Origin of the sequence: Streptomyces sp. PCS3-D2 (genome assembly GCF_000612545.2) — a bacterium.
Classification (GTDB): domain Bacteria; phylum Actinomycetota; class Actinomycetes; order Streptomycetales; family Streptomycetaceae; genus Streptomyces.
The window spans coordinates 2,713,443-2,731,949 of record NZ_CP097800.1; the positions used below are offsets into that span (position 1 = coordinate 2,713,443).

At 69.2% G+C, this 18,507-nt stretch carries 15 protein-coding genes; all 15 read right to left on the minus strand.

Annotation, left to right across the window (positions count from 1 at the left end):
- Window positions 1–45: 45 nt before the first annotated feature.
- Complete coding sequence (locus tag AW27_RS11260; protein WP_304949862.1) at window positions 46–2,127, minus strand: peptidoglycan binding domain-containing protein; 2,082 nt, start codon at window positions 2,125–2,127, stop codon at window positions 46–48.
- Window positions 2,128–2,344: 217 nt separating this feature from the next.
- Entirely contained in the window at window positions 2,345–2,716 is a 372-nt protein-coding gene (locus AW27_RS11265; RefSeq protein WP_037919509.1) for a DUF6113 family protein, read from the minus strand.
- Complete coding sequence (gene mshB, locus AW27_RS11270) at window positions 2,713–3,609, minus strand: N-acetyl-1-D-myo-inositol-2-amino-2-deoxy-alpha-D-glucopyranoside deacetylase (RefSeq protein ID WP_037919508.1); 897 nt, start codon at window positions 3,607–3,609, stop codon at window positions 2,713–2,715. Before mshB ends, AW27_RS11265 begins: the two co-directional genes overlap by 4 nt.
- 72 nt (window positions 3,610–3,681) lie before the next feature.
- A complete protein-coding gene (locus tag AW27_RS11275; protein ID WP_030036986.1) occupies window positions 3,682–3,876 on the minus strand; it encodes a hypothetical protein in 195 nt (64 codons plus the stop codon).
- A gap of 359 nt (window positions 3,877–4,235) precedes the next feature.
- Window positions 4,236–5,300, minus strand: a complete 1,065-nt coding sequence (locus AW27_RS11280) for an ABC transporter ATP-binding protein (RefSeq protein ID WP_037919507.1) — start codon at window positions 5,298–5,300, stop codon at window positions 4,236–4,238.
- Window positions 5,293–6,276 carry an ABC transporter ATP-binding protein gene (locus tag AW27_RS11285; RefSeq protein ID WP_037919506.1) on the minus strand — a complete coding sequence of 328 codons (984 nt, stop codon included), beginning with the start codon at window positions 6,274–6,276 and terminating at the stop codon, window positions 5,293–5,295. Before AW27_RS11285 ends, AW27_RS11280 begins: the two co-directional genes overlap by 8 nt.
- Before the next feature lie 12 nt (window positions 6,277–6,288).
- Window positions 6,289–7,215: an ABC transporter permease gene (locus AW27_RS11290; protein WP_172671296.1), complete on the minus strand. Its 927-nt coding sequence runs from the start codon at window positions 7,213–7,215 to the stop codon at window positions 6,289–6,291.
- 85 nt (window positions 7,216–7,300) lie between these two features.
- Entirely contained in the window at window positions 7,301–8,224 is a 924-nt protein-coding gene (locus tag AW27_RS11295; RefSeq protein ID WP_037919505.1) for an ABC transporter permease, read from the minus strand.
- A gap of 70 nt (window positions 8,225–8,294) precedes the next feature.
- On the minus strand, window positions 8,295–9,923 hold the full coding sequence (locus tag AW27_RS11300) for a peptide ABC transporter substrate-binding protein (RefSeq protein ID WP_037919503.1): 1,629 nt from the start codon (window positions 9,921–9,923) through the stop codon (window positions 8,295–8,297).
- 217 nt (window positions 9,924–10,140) lie between these two features.
- Complete coding sequence (locus AW27_RS11305) at window positions 10,141–11,193, minus strand: ABC transporter ATP-binding protein (RefSeq protein WP_037919501.1); 1,053 nt, start codon at window positions 11,191–11,193, stop codon at window positions 10,141–10,143.
- Window positions 11,186–12,277, minus strand: coding sequence for an ABC transporter ATP-binding protein (locus AW27_RS11310; protein WP_078556152.1), 1,092 nt, complete (start codon window positions 12,275–12,277; stop codon window positions 11,186–11,188). Before AW27_RS11310 ends, AW27_RS11305 begins: the two co-directional genes overlap by 8 nt.
- Window positions 12,278–12,286: 9 nt before the next feature.
- On the minus strand, window positions 12,287–13,210 hold the full coding sequence (locus AW27_RS11315) for an ABC transporter permease (RefSeq protein ID WP_037919499.1): 924 nt from the start codon (window positions 13,208–13,210) through the stop codon (window positions 12,287–12,289).
- 23 nt (window positions 13,211–13,233) lie between these two features.
- The gene (locus AW27_RS11320; RefSeq protein ID WP_037919497.1) at window positions 13,234–14,160 is read right to left on the minus strand and encodes an ABC transporter permease; all 927 of its coding nucleotides are present in this window, start codon (window positions 14,158–14,160) and stop codon (window positions 13,234–13,236) included.
- 198 nt (window positions 14,161–14,358) lie between these two features.
- Entirely contained in the window at window positions 14,359–16,014 is a 1,656-nt protein-coding gene (locus AW27_RS11325; RefSeq protein WP_236647567.1) for a peptide ABC transporter substrate-binding protein, read from the minus strand.
- A gap of 472 nt (window positions 16,015–16,486) precedes the next feature.
- Window positions 16,487–18,391, minus strand: coding sequence for a translational GTPase TypA (gene typA, locus AW27_RS11330; protein WP_037919495.1), 1,905 nt, complete (start codon window positions 18,389–18,391; stop codon window positions 16,487–16,489).
- Window positions 18,392–18,507 lie beyond the last annotated feature (116 nt).

Here is an 18,507-nt window from a genome sequence, read left to right on the forward strand (position 1 = left end):
CGCCCCCGCCCGGAAGTCCGGACGGGGGCACCCCGCTGCCGTGGTTCAGCTCGGGTCGGTGTCGATGACCACGGTCCGCTCCGCCGTGGTCTTGCCGCGCAGGGCCTTGCCGAGCGCGCCGGCGACGTCCTGCGGGGTGACCGCCGTCCTGGCGCCGGTGCCGCGGGTGATCAGGACGCCGTCGAAGGTGTTGCCGTAGGTCGCCCTGAGGGCCTCCAGGTCGAACCGCTCCGTGAGACGGCCGTCCACGGGCTGCATGCTGAGGATCTTGGGCAGCGACAGCTTGCCGAACGCGATGGACTTGGTGCCCGCCTTGACCGTGGCGTTGGCGGACATCGCCGGCTCGGCGAACTCCTTCATCGCTCGGTCGAGTTCGGCCTGGCCCACGACCGGTTCCCGAGTGACCGTCGGCAGTTCCACGACGGCCGCCCTGCCGGTGCCGACCTGGTCGCGGAACGCCTTGGTGACGAGGTCGACGGATCCGTCCACGTCCAGGGCGGTGCCCGCCTTGCCGGGGACGGCGACGGCCTTGCCGCCGTCGAACGTGATCGTGCCCTCGGTGACGGAACCAGCCGCACCTGCGAGCTCCTGGAGCGCGACCTGGAGCTTCTCCTCGTCGACGGGCATCACGGCGTCGGCGACCCGCTCGTTGCCGAGGAGCGAGCCGATGACCGTCACGGGGTTGTAGTCACTGCCCGCCGCGTTGCGGACGGTGGTCTGGGCGTCCAGGGTCAGGCCGGCCTTGTCGGGCTTCAGCTCGACCGGCTTGCCTCCGACGCTCAGCTGCAGGGGGGCCGCGGCACGGGTGCCGAAGGCGGTCTGGAGCTTCGCGACGGCGTCGTCGCGGCTGCCGCTGATGTCGACGCCGAGGACGGTGGTGCCCTTGGGGACGTCGGAGTGGTTCAGGAGCAGTCCGGCGCCGTAGGCCACGCCGATGAGCGCCACGATGCCGCCGCCGACCAGGACCAGCTTGGAGCGGCCCTTCTTGGCGGGCTTCGCGGCGGCCTTCCCCTCCGCGGGCTGCGCGGGCCGCGGGGCGGCCGGCGCGGGCGCCGGCACCGGGGGCGGCAGCGGGCCGTCCAGGTCGGGGCCGGGCCAGCCCGCGGCCTGCGCGGCAGACGGGGCGGCGGGGCCGGAGCCGGGGCCGCCGGTGGTGGGGCCGACGGGACCGGCGGACTGGCTGTCGTAAACGGGGAACGCCTCGGTGGACGGGCCGCCGTCGCTCTGGCCGGTCCCGTACGGCGGGAGGCCCTGGGCGGCTCCGCCGCCGGGGCCGCCGGACATCGGGGTCGCCGGGGCGGGCGCCTGCGGCGGGGCGTAGCCGGAACCGTACTCGGGGACGGGCGGCGGCGGAGTACGCGGCGGCGCGTATCCGGCGTCGGGCGCCGGCGGCGCGTACCCGGCGTCGGGCGCCGACGGGGCGTACCCGGCCTCGGACGCCGACGGGGCGTACCCGGCCTCGGGCGCAGGCGGGGCCTGTACGTGCGGCGCGGGCGGGAAGCCGGCTCCGCGCGCGGGCCGCGGGGCCGGTGTCCCGCCGGGCGGCGGGGTCGGCGTCGCGCCGGGCACCCGCTTGGCGAGCGGCGGCGGGGCGGCCTGCGGCATCTGCGCGGCGGCGGGCGCCGCGGGTGCGGGCGTGGGGGTGGGAGGCTTGCGCGGCGCGAACCAGTTGCTCGCGGCGGGTTCCTCGGCCTGCGCCGGAGCCGGGTCCGGGTCCGGCGCTGCCTCGACACGGGTCGGCCGGGGCCCCGGCCGCTGTGCGAGCGGGGGCTTGTCCTGCGGCTCGGGCCCCTGCTCCGGCTCCTGGGCGGGGTGCGTTCCGCCGCCGGACGTGCCGGAGTTGGTGCCCATCGACTTGCGCACGACCACCGGGGGGATGGGCCGCGAGCCGGGGATGTTGATCCGGATCCGGGTCGTCAGGGTCGTCTCGGTCTTGGGCCCGTCGGATTCGGGCGTGGACGGATTCGAGGTCACAGCGTTCTCCTCCGGGGCGGTCGCCGCGCCAGACCCGGGTGGCACAGTCGTCGACGGGTACTGGCCGGTTCCGTACGGCGGTGTACCCGAGGGGTAAGCGGCTCCACCGTGCCCCTTGGGCCCGGAGGACGAACTGTCGGTTTCACGACTCAAGGCAGGTTCTCCCGGTTGGCTCCGCCGCCCGTCATACCGTGCGCGGGCAGCTCGGCGGCCCGTCCACCATACTGGCCGCCGCCCGCCCGCAACTGTCCGCGGTGAATCAGGGGTTCCGCACGGGGCCCGCCAAACCCCCCTGAAACGCCCCGGCAGGCCCCGACCGTCCGCCTCGGCCGGACTCCCTACGGGGTCCGACACCACGTCACTTGACGGGCTATCCGGCCGAAATCCGCCGATCCGGCGAAAGGGTGACCGTGGCACACATCACAGCCACCACCGCTCCCCCCAAAAGGTAGGCGTACATGCCGATTCCGGACGAACTGAGCAGGAAGTCCCCTTCGGGGCGCGGGACGGTGAGCATCACGTAGGTGAGGAACCAGCCGGCCGCGGCCGCGCCCACCCCGAGGCCCGCCCCCAGGGCGATCCGGCCGCCGAGGAACAGCCCGAAGAGGGCCAGCAGCGCGAGCAGCAGCCCGCCGGGGAACCACAGGTCCACGACGAGCCAGCCGGCCCCTCCGGTCAGCACGCCCAGGACCAGCAGGCCCAGGCACCCGGCGATCCGGCCCGCCGTCAGGGTGCCGGTCACGCCTCCACCCCCGCGAAGAGGTCGTGTTCGCGCTCGCCCGCCGCCGTACCCGGCCGGCCCTCGACCAGTTCGTAGTACTCGCGCGCGAACAGCGGCTGTGCCAGGTCGTTGGAGAGCGCGAAGAAGGACCCGTCCACGGCGATCTGCGTGGCGTGGGCGCGCATGGCGGCCGTCTTGGCGGCCACGAGGGCCTCGTCGGCGTCGATCTCGGCGGTGATCCGCTCGTCGTCGACGACCCCCGGCACGTCCGCGGGCGAGGCCAGCCCCGGGAAGGACACCGCGGCCCCGGCGGCATCCAGCCGGGCGAAGCCCTCCTCGACCACCGAGAGCGGAACCCGGTTCCAGTAGATCTTCCCGATGGTGTGGGGGTCCCCGAGGTCGCGCCGGTACGCGGTCTCCGCGGCCAGTTCGGCGGCGCGCATGGCGACCCGGTGGGCCTGGATGTGGTCCGGGTGCCCGTAGCCGCCGTTCGGGTCGTAGGTGACGAGCACCTGCGGGCGCAGTTCGCGGATCACCTCCACGAGGTACCCGGCGGCCTCGTCCACGTCGGCGGACCAGAAGGACTCGGGGCGGCGGTTCTGCGGGGCGCCCATCATCCCGGAGTCGCGGTAGCGGCCGGGGCCGCCGAGGAACCGGTGGTCATGGACGCCCAGTTCGGACATGGCGGCGGCGAGCTCGCCGATCCGGTGGGCGCCGAGGGTGTCGTCGCGGTCGGCCGCCAGGTGGGCGAGGCCGGGCGGGATGACCTCGCCCTCCTCGCCCAGGGTGCAGGTCACCAACGCGACGTGGGCGCCCTGGGCCGCGTACTTGGCCATGGTGACGCCGTTGTTGATCGACTCGTCGTCGGGGTGCGCGTGCACGAAGAGCAGACGACGGGCGGGAAGACCGTTCATGGCCCTAGCGTAGGGGGTTCCCCGCGCCGCCCCCGGCCCGCCCGCTCCGCCCGGCGGGGCCCGGGACCGACCCTAGAACTTGATGCCGCTGATCATGCTCGCCACGTTCGAGGTGAGCTGGCTGAGGGTCGGGGCGATGGTGGAACTCGCCAGATAGAAACCGAGCAGCACACAGACCACCGCGTGCCCTGCCTTCAGGCCCGCCCGGCGGACCAGCAGGAAAACGATGATCGCCAGCAGCACCACGGCAGAGATCGAGAGTGCCACGGCGTTTCACCTCCACGTCGAGCGGACATCGGTACGCGCATTCGTGCTCGGCGAGAGTCATACCCACCGTGCGCTACGGATCATAACTATCCGTGCCAGCGCATCGATCGAAATCCGGCAGCACGAGGGGCGCATGCCGCGCACGGCCGGGGTCACGGAGAGGCCGACCGGGGAACGACTGCGCCCCCCGGCCGGCTGTCGGCACCCGCACGGCCGCACAACACCCAGGCTGCATGCCCCAGATCTCGGGGCAGAAACGGTCAAGTTGCCCGCAGGTAAACCGCCTTGGGAAAAGGCGGCCGCTCCCGCGGCAGCACGCGAGGGGTGGCCGGAAATCGTCGGTCGGTGGGTAAACCGTCTCAGCCCGCGGCCTGTCCCCCCGGTGCGTCGCGCTCGTCCGGCGGCAGGCGCGGGACCACCCGCTTCTCCGCCGCGAAGTGGCACGCCGAAGGGTGCGCCGCCGGTCCGGAGGCGAACACCTCCGGAACGGCGAGCAGCGGGACCTCCACCGTGCAGCGGTCCTGGGCCTTCCAGCAGCGGGTGCGGAAGCGACAGCCCGACGGCGGGTTGGCCGGCGACGGGACGTCACCGGTGAGGATGATGCGCTCGCGGTGGGCGCGGGCCTGCGGGTCCGGCACCGGCACGGCCGAAAGCAGCGCCTGCGTGTACGGGTGGGTCGGGTGCTCGTAGATCTGGCTGTCGGAGCCGATCTCCACGATCCGGCCGAGGTACATGACGCCGACCCGGTCGGAGATGTGTCGGACGATCGAGAGGTCGTGCGCGATGAAGACATAGGACAGGTTGAACTCGTCCTGGAGCTTCTCCAGCAGGTTGACGACCTGCGCCTGGACGGAGACGTCCAGGGCGGAGACCGGCTCGTCGGCGACGATCACCTCGGGCCGGAGGGCCAGGCCGCGGGCGATGCCGATGCGCTGGCGCTGACCGCCGGAGAACTGGTGCGGGTACCGGTTGATGTACTCCGGGTTCAGGCCCACGACGTCCAGGAGCTCCTGGACCTTGCGGCGCCGGTCGCCCTTCGGGGCCACCTCGGGGTGGATCTCGTACGGCTCCCCGATGATGTCGCCGACCGTCATGCGCGGGTTCAGCGAGGTGTACGGGTCCTGGAACACCATCTGGATGTTGCGGCGGACGGCCTTCAGCGCGCGACCCGAGAGCCGGCTGATGTCCTCGCCCTTGTACGCGATCGAACCCGCGGTCGGCCGTTCCAGGTTGACCAGCATCTTGGCGACGGTGGACTTGCCGCAGCCGGACTCTCCCACGATGCCCAGGGTCTCACCGGCCCGCAGTCCGAAGGAGACCCCGTCGACCGCCTTGACCGCACCCACCTGCTTCTTGAACAGGATGCCCTGGGTCAGCGGGTAGTGCTTGACCAGGTCCGTCACTTCGAGGAGGGACTCAGCCATGGAGGCACTCCTTCCAGAAGTGGCAGGCGCTGGCCCTGGCCACGGGCGACTCCGTCACCGGGTACAGCGGCGGGACGTCACTGCGGCAGACCTCCTGGGCCATCGGGCAGCGCGGGTTGAAGGCGCAGCCGCGCGGGATGCGGAGCAGGTTGGGCGGCAGGCCCTTGATCGCGTACAGCTCCTGGCCCTTCTGGTCCAGGCGCGGGATCGAGTCCAGCAGACCCCGGGTGTACGGGTGCGCCGGCGACCGGTAGATCTCGTGGACGGGCGCCGCCTCGACGATCCGGCCCGCGTACATGACCGCGATCTTGTCCGCGACGTCGGCGACCACGCCGAGGTCGTGGGTGATCAGGATCAGACCCATGTTGAGCTCCCGCTGGAGCTCGGCCAGCAGGTCCATCACCTGGGCCTGGACGGTCACGTCGAGAGCCGTGGTGGGCTCGTCGGCGATGATCAGGTCCGGCTCCAGGGCCAGCGCCATGGCGATCATGATGCGCTGGCGCATACCGCCGGAGAACTGGTGCGGGTAGTCCCCCACCCGTTGTCCCGCCGCCGGGATCCTGACCCGGTCCATCAGCTCGACCGCCTTGGCCCGGGCGTCCTTGCGGGACATCCCCCGGTGGACCTCGTACATCTCGCCGAGCTGCTTGCCGACGGTCAGCACCGGGTTCAGGGAGGACAGCGCGTCCTGGAAGATCATCGCCATCTCGGCGCCGCGGATCCTGCGCCGCTCGTCCTCCTTCATCTTCAGCAGGTCGCGGCCCTTGAACAGGATCTCCCCGCCGGCGACACGGCCCGGCGGAACGTCCAGGATCCCCATCACCGCCTGGGCGGTCACGGACTTGCCGGACCCGGACTCGCCGAGCACGGCCAGGGTCTCGCCCTCGTCCACCGCGTAGTCGACGCCGTTGACCGCCTTCGCGACTCCGTCGCGCGTCGTGAATTCCACGTGCAGGTCGCGGACTTCCAGCAGCATGTGCGGCACTCCTCAGCGCAGCTTGGGGTCGAGGGCGTCGCGCACCGCGTCGCCGAGCATGATGAAGGCGAGCACCGTGATGCTCAGCGCGCCCGCGGGCCACAGCAGCATGTGCGGGGCGTTGCGGATCTGCGAGGCCGCGTTGGAGATGTCGATGCCCCAGGAGACCGTGGGCGGGCGCAGGCCGACGCCGAGGAAGGACAGGGTCGCCTCCAGGGCGATGTACGTGCCGAGCGCGATCGTGGCGACGACGATGACGGGCGCGACGGCGTTGGGCGCCACGTGCCGCAGCAGCATCCGGGCGTTCCCGGCGCCCAGGGCCCTGGCGGCCTGGACGTAGTCGTTCTGCTTGGCGGTGATCACCGAGCCGCGGGCGATGCGGGCGATCTGCGGCCAGCCCAGCAGCACGATGAATCCGACCACGGGCCAGACGGTGGTACTGGTGACGACCGACAGGAAGACCAGCCCGCCGAGGACGACCGGGATGCCGAAGAAGATGTCGGCGACCCGGGAGAGCAGGGAGTCCCCCCAGCCGCCGAAGAAGCCGGCGAGGCCGCCGAGGGCGGAGCCGAGCAGGGCGGCGCCGAGGGTGGCGCAGACGCCCACGGTGATGGAGGCGCGGGCTCCGTAGACGGTGCGGGTGTAGACGTCGCAGCCCTGGGTGTCGTAGCCGAAGGGGTGGCCGGGGGCGGAGCCCTGTTGGGACTTGGAGAGGTCGCACTGCAGGGGGTCGCCGCTCGCGATGAGCTGCGGCCAGATCGAGATGACGACGAGGAAGAGGATCAGAGCTGCCGAGATGACGAAGACGGGATTGCGGCGCAGCTGGTGCCAGGCGTCGGACCACAGGGAGCGGGCCCGCTCGCCGGGGCCGGCGGCGCCCGGTCCGGCGTTCTTCTCGATGCCTTCGACGCTCTCGGCCTCGTCCAGTGCGAGATCCATGGGTCCCCCCTGGCCGGTGGGCGCGACCGCCTCCTTCGGGCGGGGGCCCACCGGGTCGTAGCCGCCGGGTTCGGGGCGCTCGGGATCAGGCATAACGGATCCTCGGGTCCAGGACCGCGTAGAGCAGGTCGACGAGCAGGTTCGCCAGCAGGAAGACGATGACGAGGATGGTCACGAAGCCGACGACCGTGGGCGAGTTGTTGCGCAGGATGCCCTGGTAGAGCTGGTATCCGACACCGTGGATGTTGAAGATCCGCTCGGTGACGATGGCGCCGCCCATCAGGGCGCCGATGTCGGTCCCGATGAAGGTGACGACCGGGATCAGGGAGTTGCGCAGCAGGTGGCGGGTGACGACCCGGCTGCGGGGCAGGCCCTTGGCGGTGGCGGTGCGCACGTAGTCGGCCCTGACGTTCTCGGCGATGGAGGTGCGGGACAGGCGCGTGACGTAGGCGAGGGAGACCAGCGCGAGGACGATGCCGGGCAGGATCAGCTCGTTCAGCGGTGCGTCCGGGGAGACGGTGGGCCTCACCCAGCCCCATTTGACGCCGAAGAGGTACTGGAGCAGGTAGCCGGTGACGAAGGTGGGCACCGAGATGACCACGAGGGTGAGCACCAGCACGGAGGTGTCGACGGTCTTGCCTCGGCGCAGTCCGCTGACCACGCCGAGGGTGATGCCGATGACGATCTCGAAGAAGATCGCGACGAGGGTCAGGCGCAGGGTGACGGGGAAGGCGCTGGCCATCAGCTCGGTGACGGACTGTCCGTTGAAGGCGGTGCCGAAGTCGCCCTGGAAGATCTGGCCCATGTAGTGGAGGTACTGCTTCCACAGGGGCTGGTCGAGGTAGAGGTCCTTGCGGATGCGTGCGGCGGTGGCGGGGTCGGGGGCCTTGTCACCGAAGAGGGCCGCGACCGGGTCACCGAGCGCGTACACCATGAAGAAGATCAGGAACGTGCTGCCGATGAACACCGGGATCATCTGGAGCAGCCGCCGGATCACATAACGTCCCATGGAGTGCTCCATGCTGTTGGCGGGGCGCGGCGGGCCCCCGCGAGGCGGGGGCCCGGGATCCGGGTGGGGGTCAGTTCACCTTGATCTGGTCGTAGACCGGGACGCTGAACTGGTTGAGGGCCACGTCCTCAAGGCGCTCGGAGTAACCGGCGCTGCCGTTCTGGTACCAGAGCGGGACGGACGGCATCTGCTCGGCGAGGATCTTCTCCGACTCCTGGAAGCTGGCGATCGCCTTGGCCGGGTCGTTCTCCCGGTTCGCCTGGTCGACGAGGGCGTCGAACTCCTTGTTGCTGAACTTCCCGTAGTTGGAGGAGGCGCCGGTGTAGTAGAGCGGCTGCAGGAAGTTCTGGATCAGCGGGTAGTCGGCTTGCCAGCCGGAGCGGAAGGGGCCGGTCAGCCGGTAGCTGCTCTGCTGGTTGCGGAAGTCGGCGAAGGTGCCGACCGGGTTGACCGTACAGACCGGGCCCTCCCCCAGCGCGTTGTTGACGCTGTTGCACACGGCGTCCATCCAGTCCCGGTGCGATCCGGTGTCCACGTTGGAGGTCAGCGTGACCTTGCCGCCGGGGAGCCCGCCGCCCTCCTGGATGAGCTTCTTGGCCTCGGCCGGGTCGTAGACGCAGGCGTCGCCGCAGGCCGTGGCGGAGAAGCCGCCCTTCTCGCCGAGGGCGGGTGAGGTCCAGTCCTTGGCGGGGGTCCGGGTCTCCCGGAAGATCTGCCGGGTGATCTCGTCCCGGTTGATGGCCCGCGAGATGCCCTGGCGGACCTTCTCCATGCCCGGCTTGTTCCACTGCGGGTCGTACAGCGGGAAGGTGAGCGTCTGGATGATGAGGGCCGGCTGGTTGATGTACCGGTCCCCGAGGTCGTTCTTGACGTTCTTCAGCTGCTGTGCGGGGACGTCGTCGACGAGGTCGAGGTTGCCGGAGATCAGGTCGGTGTAGGCGGTGTTGTTGTCGGTGTAGACCTTCAGATCCACGCCGCCGTTCTGCGCCTTGTCCTCACCGGGGTAGCCGTCCCACGTCCGCAGCTTCATGCCGGTGCCCTTGGTGTACGAGTCCACCGTGTACGGGCCGTTGCCGATCGGCTTGTCCAGCCATCCGGCGCGGTCGGTGAAGAAGGCCTTGGGCAGCGGGGAGAAGGCCTGGTAGCCGAGGGTCTCCGGCCAGGTGGAGAACGTGTCCTTGAGGGCGACGGTGAAGGTCCTGGGGTCCTTGACCACCAGTCCGGACATCGTCGTGGCCTTGGGCTCCCCGGACGCCGGGTGCACGTCGTCGTAGCCGACGATGTCGGAGAAGAACGGCGAGTTGTTCTGCTTGTTGCGCACGTCCGCGCCGTAGTTCCAGGCGTCCACGAAGGACTGCGCGGTGACCGGCTCGTCGTTGCTGAACGTCCAGCCGTCCTTCAGCGTGACGGTGAAGTTCCGGCTGTCCGTCGTCTGGATGGACTCGGCGAGCATGTTCTTGGCCTCGCCGGTCTTGGGGTCGTAGCGCTTGAGGCCGCGGAAGAGCATGTCGAGGACCTTGCCGCCCTGCACCTCGTTGGTGTTGGCGGGCTCCAGCGGGTTCTGCGGGTCACCCCACGACGAGCTGATGATTCCCGCCTCGCCGCCTCCGCCGCTGTCGCTCCCGCCGCCGCAGGCCGTCGCCGCGAGGGCGACGGCCACCGCACATGCGGCCCATTTGGCGTGGGTGGCTCCGCGCATGGAGTGCCTCCTATGGCTCCCAAGACTCACTTAGGGGCCAATGTCACCCTATGAGGGGTGTCGCACACGCACGGTTGGACCGATTGCACCGGCGCGTCCCGCCCCTGTCACCCCTGGGGGTGCAAAGCCGGCGGGGGTGGCGGCGCGGCGTACGCAAAAGGGCCGGCCCCCGGCGCTGTGAGGCGCCGGGGGCCGGCCGTGGGGTCGAGCGGGTGCGTCAGACGGCCAGAATGGCCTTCTCCTCGGCGAAGTGGCACGCGGACTCGTGCGCCGCCAGGCTGTCGACGCCCTTGAAGCGCTCCGGGATCGCCAGCAGCGGCTCCTCGGTGGAGCACTTGTCCTGGGCCTTCCAGCAGCGGGTGCGGAAGCGGCAGCCCGACGGCGGGTTGGCCGGGGACGGGACGTCACCGGTGAGGATGATGCGCTCGCGGGACTCGCGGACCTCCGGGTCCGGGACCGGGACCGCCGACAGCAGCGCCTGGGTGTAGGGGTGCGTCGGGTGGTCGTAGATCTGCGCGTCGGTGCCGATCTCGGCCATCTTGCCGAGGTACATGACGCCGACCCGGTCGGAGATGTGCCGGACGATCGAGAGGTCGTGCGCGATGAAGATGTAGGACAGGTTGAACTCGTCCTGGAGCTTCTCCATCAGGTTGATGACCTGCGCCTGCACCGACACGTCGAGCGCGGACACCGGCTCGTCGCAGATGATGATCTCCGGGTTGAGCGCGAGGCCGCGGGCGATGCCGATGCGCTGGCGCTGACCGCCGGAGAACTGGTGCGGGTACCGGTTGATGTACTCCGGGTTCAGGCCCACGACGTCCAGGAGCTCCTGGACCTTGCGGCGCCGGTCGCCCTTCGGGGCCACCTCCGGGTGGATCTCGAAGGTCTCCCCGATGATGTCGCCGACCGTCATGCGCGGGTTCAGCGAGGTGTACGGGTCCTGGAACACCATCTGGATGTTGCGGCGGACGGCCTTCAGCGCGCGCCCGGACAGCTTGGTGATGTCCTGGCCCTTGTAGAAGACCTCGCCCGCGGTGGCGCGCTCCAGGTTCATCAGGAGCTTGGCGACCGTGGACTTGCCGCAGCCGGACTCGCCCACGATGCCCAGGGTCTCGCCCTGGTACAGGTCGAAGGACACGCCGTCGACGGCCTTGACCGCGCCGACCTGCTTCTTGAACAGGATGCCCTGGGTGAGCGGGAAGTGCTTGACCAGGTTGCGGACCTGGAGGATCGGCTCGCGCTCGGTGTTCGTCTTGCTGAGCTCAGCCATGGATCTGGTCCTTCCAGAAGTGGCACGCGCTCCCGCGGCCGGGCAGTTCGGTGCCGTCCTGCTCGGTGACCGGGTGCAGGACCGGGATCTCCGTACGGCAGATGTCCTGCGCCTTGGGGCACCGGGGGCTGAAGGCACAGCCCGTCGGGATGCGGAGCAGGTTGGGCGGCAGGCCCTTGATCGCGTACAGCTCCTGGCCCTTCTGGTCCAGGCGCGGGATCGAGTCCAGCAGACCCCGGGTGTACGGGTGCGAGGGGCGCTTGTAGATCTCGTGGACCGGAGCGGTCTCGACGATCCGGCCGGCGTACATGACCGCGATCTTGTCCGCGACGTCGGCGACCACGCCGAGGTCGTGGGTGATCAGGATCAGACCCATGTTCATCTCGCGCTGGAGCTCCGCGAGCAGGTCCATGACCTGGGCCTGGACGGTCACGTCGAGAGCCGTGGTGGGCTCGTCGGCGATGATCAGGTCCGGCTCCAGGGCCAGCGCCATGGCGATCATGATGCGCTGGCGCATACCGCCGGAGAACTGGTGCGGGTAGTCGCCCACGCGCGCCTTCGCGGCGGGGATCTTCACGCGGTCCATGAGCTCGATGGCCTTGGCCTTCGAGTCCTTCTTGGACATGCCGCGGTGGACCCGGAACATCTCGCCGAGCTGGTCGCCCACCGAGTAGACCGGGTTCAGGGAGGACAGCGCGTCCTGGAAGATCATCGCCATCTTGTCGCCGCGGAGCTTGCGGCGCTCCTCGTCGGACATCTTGAGGATGTCCCTGCCGTGGAAGCGCACCTCGCCGCCCGCTACGCGCCCGGGCGGGCTGTCGAGGATGCCCATGATCGCCTGCGCGGTGACGGACTTGCCGGAGCCCGACTCGCCGAGCACGGCGAGGGTCTCGCCGGCGCTGACGCTGTAGCTCACGCCGTTGACGGCCTTGGCGACCCCGTCACGGGTCTTGAACTCGACCTGGAGGTTGTCCACCTCCAGCAGCGGCGTTGCGGACCCGCCGCCCGTCTCCGCAACGCTGAGAATCTCCGACGTCGTCACGCCGCCACCTTCGTCCTGCTTGCTGATGTTGTCTCGGAGCATCGGGCGGCCCTACCGCAGCTTCGGGTCGAGCGCGTCGCGCAGGCCGTCGCCGACGAAGGCGAAGCCGAGCACGGTGACGACGACGAAGAGGCTCGGGTACAGCCACAGGTAGTCGTGGACCCCGATGAAGGCCTGCCCGGCCGCCAGCATGTTGCCCCACTCCGGCACGTCGACCGGGACACCGGCGCCGAGGAACGAGAGCGCCGCGACACCGATGATCGTGGTACCGACGTTGAACGTCGCGTAGACCAGGACCGGGGTCAGCGAGTTGGGCAGGATGTGGGTGCGGACGATCCGGCCGCCGCTGGCGCCGAGCGCCTTGGCCGCGTGGACGTAGTCCATCTCGCGCACCGACAGGATCGAGCTGCGCAGCAGTCGGGAGACGGTCGCCCACGAGAAGACCGCGAGCGAGATGATCACCGGGGTGATGCCGCGACCGGTGACGAGGATGATGACGACGGCGCCGATCATCAGCGGGAACGCGAGGAAGACGTCCGCGACGCGCATGACGAGGGTGTCGGCGAAGCCGGCGAAGTAGCCGGCGATGGCGCCGAGGGCGACACCGATCAGCACGGCGAAGAAGATCGAGGCGAGGCCGACGAACATGGCCACGCGGGTACCGGCGATGAGGCGCGAGAACATGTCGCGGCCCAGGGCGTCGGTGCCCATCCAGTGCGTGCCGTTGGGCGACGCGAGGGTGTTCTCCAGGTCCTGCGCACCGGGGTCGAACGGCGTGAACATGTTGCCGAAGATCGCGGTGATGAACAGCAGACAGATGATCACGAGACCGACGACGGCCAGCTTGTTCTGGACGAAGCGGTGGCGGATCTCGCCCCACTGGGTGAGCTGCTTGGGGGTTGCTTCGGGGGCGGCCGGGGTGGCCGGCACGGGGCTCTCGTCCCCGATCGCCGGGCTCTTGACGAGCTCAGACATGAGGAAATCCTCCTTGGGGGCGGTCAGCTGAGGCGGATACGCGGGTCGAGGGCCGCGTACAGCAGGTCCACGATGAGGCTGAGGACGACGAAGATGGCGACGCTGTAGGTCACCACACCGATCACGATCGGGTTGTTCTGCTGCTGGATCGCCTGGACCAGTGCCAGACCGACACCGTCCCAGTTGAAGATCGCCTCGGTGATGAGCGCGCCACCGAGAAGTGCGCCGAACGAGATGCCCAGGTAGGTGACGACCGGGATGGAGGAGTTGCGGAGCACGTGCTTGAAGAGCACGCGGCGGCGCGGAAGTCCCTTGGCCACGGCGGTCTTCACGTAGTCGGCGCGCAGCACCTCGAGCATCGTGCCGCGGGTGAGGCGCGCGACGAACGCGACGTCGGTGATGGCGAGGGTGATCGCGGGGAGGATCATGCCTTCGAGCTTGTCTCCACCGAGCTGCGGGAACCACTGGAGTTCGACCGCGAACCACTTCATGAGCAGCATGCCGATCACGAACGTGGGGAAGCCCACCGCCATGGTCGTAAAGAATGTCGTGGCCATGTCCAAGATGCTGTATCTGTACAGGGCGGCAATGATGCCGACGCCCATACCGAACACCGTCACGAGGGCGATGGCCAGGAAGGCCAGCTTCGCGGTGTTCGCCAGCTTGGGGCCGAGGATCTCGGACACCTCGCGGCGCTGGATGAAGTCCTCGCCGAGGTCTCCGGTCGCGACCTTCGACACGTAGTTCACATACTGCTCGGGCAGCGACTTGTCGAGCCCGTACCGCGCCTTGAGCTCCGCGACCACCGCTGGGTCGCGTGCCTTGTCGCTGCCTGCGATCGAGCCCACGGGGTCACCGGGGAGAACGAACAGACAAGCGAACAGAACCATGGTCGCGCCTATGAGGACCACGACCATCTGCCCGAGGCGACGGGCGACGTACCTTCCCATGTTTGTGCCTCTCTACCTGGCCGCTTCTGGGAGCAGCGGCCTCCGGCCCGGTATACGGGCCGGCTCTCGGCCGGCGGGGATTGCCCGCGGATGTGAGGGGTGCCGAAGTAAAAACGGCCTGCCGAGCGGGGCCGCGGCCCACCGGTCACCCGGGGGCCGCGGCACGTTCGCTCCTGACGGATATACCGTCCGAACCGATTACTTCTTGAGCGAGATCTTCTCGAGGATCGGGTCCTCGTTGAAGTTGATGTCGTCCAGACCGTTGAACTTGTCGGTCGCCATCAGGCGGAACTGGGAACGGTTGAAGGTCGGGATGAGGGCCATGTCGTCCATGGCCATCTTCTCGGCCTGCTTGTACATCGCGATGCGCGCGGCCTCGTCCTTGGTGGCGCGGGCCGTGTCGATCAGCTTGTCGAACTCGGGGTTGTTGTAACGGACGCGGTTGTCACCGGTCACGTTGCCGTCCGCGTCCTTCGTCATCGAGGACGAGTGCAGCAGCGGGAACAGGAAGTTCTCCGGGGTCGGGTAGTCCGCGCCCCACGCGAAGCGGTAGACGCCGGTGGCGCCGGAACCCTGCTGCTCCTTGAGCATGCCCGGGAAGTCCTTGCCGTCCAGCTTGACCTTCACGCCGAGGACGTCCTCGAGCTGACGCGCGATGGCCTGGACCCACTCTTCGTGGCCCGCACCGGTGTTGAAGGAGAACTTGATCTCCGTACCCGGCTTCAGGCCGCCCTTCTCGGCGTGCTCCTTGGCCTTGGCGACGTCCTGCTTGAGGCAGGAGGTGCACAGGTCCTTCTGGTACGCCTTCGGGAACGACGGCGGCACGATGGTCGTCGACGGGGTCTGGAAGCCCTGGAAGACACCCTTGGCGATGGCCTGACGGTCGATCGCGTAGGAGATCGCCAGACGGGCGTCCTTGTTGTTGGTCGGGCCGTTGTCACCGATCGGCAGAACGAAGTTCATGCCGCTGGTGTCCTTGGCGAACCACTTGTTCTGCGGCTTGAACTTCGCCTCGGCCGTCTTCAGCATCGGCGTCGGGATGTGCGCGTAGTCGAACGTGCCGGCCTGGAAGCCGTCGTACTCGAGCTGCTGCGCGGTCTTGTCGTTGAGGAGGGTGACCTGGACCTTGTCCAGCTTCGCCTTCTCCAGGCCGTAGTCGTCGTTGCGGACGAGGTTGATGGCCTTGTTGTGCTCCCAGCTGCCGTCCATCTTGAACGGACCGTTGCCGATGGGGGCCTCGCCGAACGCCTTGTCCTCTTCGCCGACCTTGGCGGCCTTCGGGACCGGGCTGTAGGCGGTGTGGGCCGTCTTCAGGACGAACTCACAGTCCGCCTTCTCCAGGTCCACCTTGAGGGTGTGCGGGTCCGGGGTGGCCACACCGGAGAAGGTCTTGGCCGAGCCGTCCTGCAGCTCCGCGTAGCCCTTGATGCCGGCGAAGTGGTACGCCACGTCGGACGCGGCGGCCTTGTGCGCGGAACGCGCCCAACCGCGGGCGAACGCCTCGGCGTCCACGACCTCGCCGTTGGAGAACTTGGTGTCCGGCTTGATCTTGAAGGTCCACGAGGTGCAAGCCTCGTCCGAGGTCGCCGACTCGGCGAGCAGCGGCTCGGCCAGACCGTCGGGGGTGTTCCCGTACAGGCCGGTGAACAGGGCGTTCGACAGCAGGATGCCCGTGGACTCGTGGGCGCGCCCCGGGTCGATGGTGTCCGGCTCCGTGCTGCCCAGGCGGAACGTACCGCCGCCGGTAGCGCTGCCCTTGTCCTTGCTGTCACCGTCACCGCCGCCACAGGCGGTAGCGGCCAGGGCGACGACAACCGCGCCCACGACCCACTTGGCGCTCTTCGCACCGCGCATGGGTTTCCTCCTCATGAGTCCACTGATCGACTTGAGGGGCATGAAAACCTCGCCGACACCCCTGACGGCGAGTGGTTTCCTGCCCATAGTGTGCTCGTGAGTCGGCGCGATCCCCACATCGCGTGACCCATTGACCCGAGCTCAATGGAGCCATCCTCAAGTACGGCCAGGCCGTAAACCACACTTAAGTGGTCTCGTTTTCACAACATCGATCCGCGGCAGAAACCCGAAATCCGGACAAACGGATAGGAGACAGACACGTGCGAAACGGACGGTTGGCTCATCATCCGGAGTGTCACGGTCGGTATGCGGACACGTGAACACAAAAATCCGCTTGACGTACGCGAACAGCCCCTCCCCCCACGGAGTCCGTGAGAGGAGGGGCTGCTGCTTCTCCCGGCCCTGACGGCCGGCCGCGCAGGCGCGGCCGGTGCCCGGGCAAACCCCGGGACCGGCCGCCTGAACGCGGTTGTTACTTGGCGGACTTGGCCCGCGACGCGGTGCGCGAGCGCTCCTTCTGGTCCAGCACGACCTTGCGGATGCGCACGGCCTCCGGGGTCACCTCGACGCACTCGTCGTCGCGGCAGAACTCCAGGGACTGCTCCAGGGAGAGCTTGCGCGGCGGGACGATCGCCTCGAAGGTGTCGGCGGAGGAGGAGCGCATGTTGGTGAGCTTCTTCTCCTTGGTGATGTTCACGTCCATGTCGTCGGAGCGCGAGTTCTCGCCGACGATCATGCCCTCGTACACCTCGGTGCCGGGGTCGGTGAACAGCACGCCGCGCTCCTGGAGGTTGGTCATCGCGAACGCGGTGACCGCACCGGCGCGGTCGGCGACCAGGGAGCCGTTGTTGCGGGTGACCAGCTGGCCGAACCACGGCTCGTGACCCTCGTGGATGGAGTGGCCGATGCCGGTGCCGCGGGTCTGCGTCAGGAACTCCGTACGGAAGCCGATGAGGCCACGGGACGGAACGACGAACTCCATGCGGACCCAGCCGGAGCCGTGGTTGGACATGTTGTCCATGCGGCCCTTGCGGACACCCATGAGCTGCGTGACGGCGCCCATGTGCTCCTCGGGCACGTCGATCGTCATGCGCTCGACCGGCTCGTGCACCTTGCCGTCGATCTCGCGGGTGACGACCTGCGGCTTGCCGATGGTCAGCTCGAAGCCCTCGCGGCGCATCTGCTCGACGAGGATCGCCAGCGCGAGCTCACCGCGGCCCTGGACCTCCCAGGCGTCCGGGCGGTCGGTGTCGAGCACGCGCAGCGAGACGTTGCCGATCAGCTCGCGGTCGAGGCGGTCCTTGACCTGGCGGGCGGTGACCTTGCGGTCCTTGACGGCGGACTTGGCGTCCGCGCCCTTGCCCGTGCCGCCGCGGCCGACCAGCGGGGAGGTGTTGGTGCCGATGACCATGGAGATGGCCGGCTCGTCCACCGTGATCAGCGGCAGCGCGATCGGGTTCTCCGGGTCGGCCAGGGTCTCGCCGATCATGATGTCGGGGATACCGGCGACGGCGCAGATGTCACCGGGGCCGGCGACCTCGGCCGGCTTGCGGGTGAGCGCCTCGGTCATCATCAGCTCGGTGATGCGGACGTTGGAGATGGTGCCGTCACGCTTGATCCACGCGACCGTCTGGCCCTTGCGCAGCTCGCCCTGCTCGACGCGCAGCAGCGCGATGCGGCCGAGGAAGTTGTCGGCGTCGAGGTTGGTGACGTGCGCCTGGAGCGGGGCCTCCTCGTCGTACGTCGGGGCCGGGACGTGCTCCAGGATCGTGGAGAAGAACGGCTCCAGGTTCTCGCTGTCGGCGGGGACGGTGCCGTCCTCCGGCTTGGTCAGCGAGGCGATGCCGTCACGGCCGCAGGCGTAGACGATCGGGAACTCGATCTGGTCCTCGTCGGCGTCCAGGTCCAGGAACAGGTCGTAGGTCTCGTTGACGACCTCGTCGATCCGGGAGTCCGGGCGGTCCGTCTTGTTGATGCAGAGGATGACGGGCATCCGGGCCTGGAGGGCCTTGCGCAGGACGAAGCGGGTCTGCGGCAGCGGACCCTCCGAGGCGTCCACCAGGAGGACGACGGCGTCGACCATCGACAGACCGCGCTCGACCTCGCCACCGAAGTCGGCGTGGCCGGGGGTGTCGATGATGTTGATCGTGATCGGGGCCCCGCCGTCCTTGGGGTGATACTTCACCGCCGTGTTCTTGGCGAGGATCGTGATGCCCTTCTCACGCTCCAGGTCGTTCGAGTCCATCATGCGGTCGTCGAGCTGCTGGTGGGCGGCGAAGGCACCGGCCTGCTTGAGCATGGCGTCGACGATGGTCGTCTTGCCATGGTCGACGTGGGCGACGATGGCGACGTTACGGATGTCGTGGCGCGTGGGCACTTCGGCGCTTCTCCCGGGATCGTGGATGGCGTCACGTACGGCCTGGCACGCGCGCCTCGACCGGGCGAAAACCTGCCACGGCCTTACCCCATGGTACGTCGAATGGCGGGAACCGC

Bases quoted from the DNA above. Each gene is read 5' to 3' on its own strand.
- AW27_RS11285 (WP_037919506.1), bottom strand. From the start codon at position 6,276: ATGCTGCTGGAAGTCCGCGACCTGCACGTGGAATTCACGACGCGCGAC.
- AW27_RS11305 (WP_037919501.1), bottom strand. From the start codon at position 11,193: ATGGCTGAGCTCAGCAAGACGAACACCGAGCGCGAGCCGATCCTCCAG.
- AW27_RS11300 (WP_037919503.1), bottom strand. From the start codon at position 9,923: ATGCGCGGAGCCACCCACGCCAAATGGGCCGCATGTGCGGTGGCCGTC.
- AW27_RS11315 (WP_037919499.1), bottom strand. From the start codon at position 13,210: ATGTCTGAGCTCGTCAAGAGCCCGGCGATCGGGGACGAGAGCCCCGTG.
- AW27_RS11295 (WP_037919505.1), bottom strand. From the start codon at position 8,224: ATGGGACGTTATGTGATCCGGCGGCTGCTCCAGATGATCCCGGTGTTC.
- mshB (WP_037919508.1), bottom strand. From the start codon at position 3,609: ATGAACGGTCTTCCCGCCCGTCGTCTGCTCTTCGTGCACGCGCACCCC.
- AW27_RS11310 (WP_078556152.1), bottom strand. From the start codon at position 12,277: ATGCTCCGAGACAACATCAGCAAGCAGGACGAAGGTGGCGGCGTGACG.
- AW27_RS11320 (WP_037919497.1), bottom strand. From the start codon at position 14,160: ATGGGAAGGTACGTCGCCCGTCGCCTCGGGCAGATGGTCGTGGTCCTC.
- AW27_RS11290 (WP_172671296.1), bottom strand. From the start codon at position 7,215: ATGGATCTCGCACTGGACGAGGCCGAGAGCGTCGAAGGCATCGAGAAG.
- AW27_RS11325 (WP_236647567.1), bottom strand. From the start codon at position 16,014: ATGCGCGGTGCGAAGAGCGCCAAGTGGGTCGTGGGCGCGGTTGTCGTC.
- AW27_RS11280 (WP_037919507.1), bottom strand. From the start codon at position 5,300: ATGGCTGAGTCCCTCCTCGAAGTGACGGACCTGGTCAAGCACTACCCG.